This window comes from Halorhabdus amylolytica, assembly GCF_004944975.1.
In the GTDB taxonomy this organism is placed as follows: Archaea; Halobacteriota; Halobacteria; order Halobacteriales; family Haloarculaceae; genus Halorhabdus; species Halorhabdus amylolytica.
This window is the reverse complement of the sequence record NZ_SPQG01000001.1, coordinates 242,437-246,630: the sequence shown is the minus strand read 5'-3', so window position 1 is coordinate 246,630 and position 4,194 is coordinate 242,437. Positions and strand designations below refer to the sequence as shown.

Below are 4,194 nucleotides of genomic sequence, written 5' to 3'. Positions count from 1 at the left end.
CCCTCCCTTCGGTCGGGTCCGGCGAACCGCCTCGTGCCTTCGGTACTCGGCGGACGCTACTCCCCAACAACCTCTTCCACAATCTCGATCTCTTCGTCGGTCAACCCGTACAACTCGTAGACGATTTCGTCGATCAGCGCATCGGTGCGGTCGATCTTTGCCTCCAGTTCCTCGGCGTGTTCCTTCGTCTCGACGTAGCTCTCCAGACCCCCGGGACGTCCTCGATGCGGGCAGCGACAACTTCCGCAGGCCATCGACCGTCCGACTCGGGATAGTCGCTTGGCACCACCTTAAATAGGAGTCGCTGTGGAGACGTCGGTAATGGACCGTGACGAGATTACCGAGTACGTAAATCGGTGTCAGCAACTCATCGAGTCCTCTCCACAGATGGACGAGGAGAACACGAAGGTCAAACTGGTCCAGCCGTTTCTGGAACTGCTCGGGTGGGATCTCTACTCGACGGAAGTCGCCCTCGAATACACGATCCCGATGGCGTCGGGAAGCACGCACGTCGACTATGCGCTTCTCGTTGGGGATTCACCGGTGGTGTTCGTCGAGGCCAAGCCAGTCCGATCGACGCTCACCGACGACGAGATTCAGCAGTTGCGGAAAGTCAAGGAGAAAGCCCCGCCCTTCAGGGCGGGGATGAATCCGACAGACGACGACACAAACCACGACGATAGCACGGCGGGATATTCCACGCTGCGTAATCCACACCTTCAAGTAGGTCTACCTACATAGGTTACGTATGGCGAAACAGGTCGTCACCCGCACCTACACTGCTTCCATCAGGAACCAGTCACGGGTGTCTGACGACCTTGATTCGCTCGGGTTCGCCGCCTCGAAACTCTGGAACGTCGGACGGTGGGTCTGTGACAGAGTATGGTCTGAGATAGGCCACATCCCCGGCCACAACGAACTCACCGCGTACCTCAAGAGCCACGAACGCTACGATGACCTGCATTCTCAGTCAAGTCAGCGAGTCCTCCAAGAACTCGCTGAGGCGTTCAACGGCTGGTACGGTAAACGGCGCAACGGAGACACGACCGCGAATCCGCCCGGCTACCGCAAACACGGCGACGAACATCCGCGAAGCACAGTCACGTTCAAAGCCGCCGGCTTCAAACTCGACACCAAATACGACCGCGTCCGACTCTCAAAAGGGTCGAACCTCAAGGACTACTGGTCGGACTTCATCCTCTGCGAGTACCAGACTCGTCCCGACATTTACCTCTCCACCGTGGAGAACGTTCAACAAGTCAGAGCCGTCTGGACTGGTGACGAGTGGGAGCTGCACTTCGTCTGCAAAGTCGAGATCGAAGTGAGCGAATCGCCCGGTGAAAAGACAGTCGGCATCGACCTCGGCATCAACAACTTTGCCGCGCTCGCCTACGAAGACGGACACGCCGAGCTGTACCCGTTCAACTGTCTGAAGCAGGACGACTACTACTTCAGCAAGCGGATTGCCCGGTGTGACGACTCGAACTCCGAGCAGGCCACGCGGCTGAACCAGAAGAAGTCTCGACGACGCACCCACTACTTCCACACGCTCTCGAAACACATCGTTCAGCGATGTGTCGAGAAGGGAGTTGGAACCATCGTGGTTGGCGACCTTTCCGGCATCCGCGAGGATGAGGAGAACGACGAGGTAAAGGACTGGGGCAAACACGGCAACCTCGACCTGCACTCGTGGGCGTTCGACCGCTTCACCGACCTGCTCGAATACAAAGCCGAGATGGAAGGCATCTCCGTTGAGACGGTATCCGAGCGGGATACGTCGAAGTCGTGTTCGTGTTGTGGTCGCACACGTGACGCGAACCGTGTTGAACGCGGATTGTACGTGTGCGACGACTGCGGGACGGTAGCGAACGCTGATGTGAACGGGGCCGAGAACATTCGACAGAAAGTATCTCCGAGTTCACCGAATCTCTCGGTGAATAGGAGTAACGGCTGGTTGGCACAGCCATCGACGTTCCTGTTTGACAAGGAAACTGGCGCATTCGCGCCTCAAGAACAGGTCACGTCGTAAACCACAATATCCCAACGCGGGAATCCTCGCCCTTCAGGGCGGAGAGGATGTCAAATGCGCCAGGAACTCGACGTGGACTGGGGAGTTCTGACCAACGGGAAATCTTTCGAAGTTCTGACCAAGAACCGTGCTGGCAACGGGGGCGAGGAGGTCTCCGTCGTCCAGTTCGATCTGGACGATCTGGCCGAGAACCCGGACGTGCTGGAACTGCTCACTAAGGAGTCGATCCGCTCCGGGAAGTCCGACGAGATTGCGGCACAGGTCGCGGAAACGAATCAGGCAATTCGGTATCTGCGGAATAACGAGGACAGCGTCACCGAAGCTGTCGCTAAAGCTGTTGAGAACGAGGTCGGCGAACTCGCAATAGACCTGGAAGCACAGTCTCGGGAGTTCGTGCAGAATCTTGGCTCGGTACTCGAAGAACAGCGTCATTTCGTGAGTGAGGAACACTCCTCTCAGTCCGCACAGTCAGAGAAATCGGAGCAGTCGGAGATCGGTTCTACAGACGGACCCGACAACCCGGACGATCTTGAACCGATAGAAGATCGGGTGGCGGGGACGATTTCCCGGGCCGATATCGACGGAGACCCGGACGCGAAAGTGGCCGTCTTTCCGACGCGTGAATCTGGTCTCCCGTTTCTCAAGGAAAACGAAGCATGGGGATTCGTCCGGGTTGGGTCGGAGTTCGACTACGTGGCAATGTACGTCACTGGCGACGTGCGCGAAGTGCGGTACTTCGCAAGGGTTGACGAGGTAGTTGCTCCCGACGAAGCCGATCTCATGCGCGAACCGCTAAACTACAAAGACCGGGCCAAGATCGCCGAGGACAAGAAGGTCGTGACGTTCGAAACGGGGTCGTTGTACGAACTCGAAGACCCGATTCCATACGAGTCGAAGTATCCGCAGGGACTGCGATACACGAGGCTCGGGGAGTTACGCAACGCGGAAACTACCGACGATATGTTGTGATAATTTCTTCAAAGTCCAAAACTCGTCTTGTTCATACTTCTGGATGGGTTCTGAGGCGTTCGTTCCGTTCAACCGTCAGTCTTGATCGCGGCTACCAGCCTCGAGATCTCCAGCAGGCTCAGAACGATTTTGATCGAACGAGTTCATTCGTCGTCATCGTCGGAACGCTGACGACCTTTGGCGACACGCTCTCCACCGTGGAGCAAGCTCTCCCGTGCTCGTTCCCGGTCGGATTGGTTGCTTTCTTCCTTTGAGCTCATGGGTGTTGATACTTCCTTGAGTCGTATAGTCTTTGGGTCATTGCCATTCTTGGAGATCACGAATTGCGCGCACAGTCTGTGGAACCACTCCTGAGACTATAACCATCCCACCGATCAACAAGAACGAAAATCCGAGCAGCCAAACCGGTACTGAGCCGATAATTCCCTTGTAGATCCCCAGTACGAGTGAGATGATTGCACAAACAATCAAAACAATGGTCAGCTGGATGAGTGGGATGTTTCGAACGTTAATACTCCGGTTGAAATTAATGCGCATAATATAGTTTTGACGAGCAATTCTTCCATCTCCTTTCGCGAGAAGTCAGCTTTGAGTAGTTCGGTGAGATTTTCGGAACTGATGCCCACGTCGAGCTCCGAGGCGGTATACGTCAATGCTGCAAAGGTGGTCGAGAGGATCAGCGAACCAACACCGAACCCGGTGTAGACATTTACAAATGGATCAATGCCGCTAAACCCTGCCGAATCGGAGCCCAGCTGCGTTCCGATAGAGAGTACTGAAACGAGAATTCCGATCAGCGCGATATTGAGGCGGAGAATCCGACTGGCCTTCGTGTCGATGTCGTCCAGCGTGTCTCGCTGTGCATCGACCGTTTCCCGTGCTTCTTCCCGCAACTCAAAGAGATTCTTATCGTTGCCGGCGTAGTCGGTTTCTCGGAGTTCTTGACGTAGGTCGGAGGGAGCACGGCTCGACATTAGGACTCACTCCCGGAGATTGTCGTTCACTGTTCTATTCCCCTTTGTCAATTGATCCTATATATTCAGAACACTTTAAGATATTCTTCCGCGAATTCGTTCTCTGCTATCTCCTTTTTGTTCGTCAGGCTTGCTCGTCCTACAAATCACCAGCGCCGAATCTTCTTTTCTCCGGCACCCCGCAGATACTACCCCCCAACAGCCTCTTCTACAACCTCAATC

3 protein-coding genes and 2 pseudogenes are annotated in these 4,194 nt (G+C 55.4%); 3 read left to right on the top strand and 2 right to left on the bottom strand.

The window, feature by feature from the left end; genetic code table 11:
• Window positions 1-56 precede the first annotated feature (56 nt).
• Window positions 57-258, bottom strand: a pseudogene (locus E3374_RS01250) (restriction endonuclease); the annotation flags it as partial.
• A gap of 63 nt (window positions 259-321) precedes the next feature.
• Here E3374_RS01250 and E3374_RS01245 point away from each other — a divergent pair.
• The 3 genes and pseudogenes from E3374_RS01245 to E3374_RS01235 all read left to right on the top strand — a co-directional run.
• Window positions 322-741, top strand: coding sequence for a hypothetical protein (locus tag E3374_RS01245; RefSeq protein ID WP_211194898.1), 420 nt, complete (start codon window positions 322-324; stop codon window positions 739-741).
• A 7-nt stretch (window positions 742-748) separates the two neighbouring features.
• Window positions 749-2,029: an RNA-guided endonuclease InsQ/TnpB family protein gene (locus E3374_RS01240; RefSeq protein WP_136686907.1), complete on the top strand. Its 1,281-nt coding sequence runs from the start codon at window positions 749-751 to the stop codon at window positions 2,027-2,029.
• A gap of 54 nt (window positions 2,030-2,083) precedes the next feature.
• Window positions 2,084-2,998, top strand: a pseudogene (locus tag E3374_RS01235) (type I restriction enzyme HsdR N-terminal domain-containing protein); the annotation flags it as partial.
• Window positions 2,999-3,477: 479 nt separating this feature from the next.
• Here the strand turns inward: E3374_RS01235 and E3374_RS01230 are convergent.
• Window positions 3,478-3,972 (bottom strand): hypothetical protein, encoded by a 495-nt coding sequence (locus E3374_RS01230; protein WP_136686905.1) that lies wholly within the window; start codon window positions 3,970-3,972, stop codon window positions 3,478-3,480.
• Between the last annotated feature and the right edge of the window lie 222 nt (window positions 3,973-4,194).

Coding starts and splice junctions, on each gene's coding strand:
- E3374_RS01240 (WP_136686907.1), top strand. CDS start 749: ATGGCGAAACAGGTCGTCACCCGCACCTACACTGCTTCCATCAGGAAC.
- E3374_RS01230 (WP_136686905.1), bottom strand. CDS start 3,972: ATGTCGAGCCGTGCTCCCTCCGACCTACGTCAAGAACTCCGAGAAACC.
- E3374_RS01245 (WP_211194898.1), top strand. CDS start 322: ATGGACCGTGACGAGATTACCGAGTACGTAAATCGGTGTCAGCAACTC.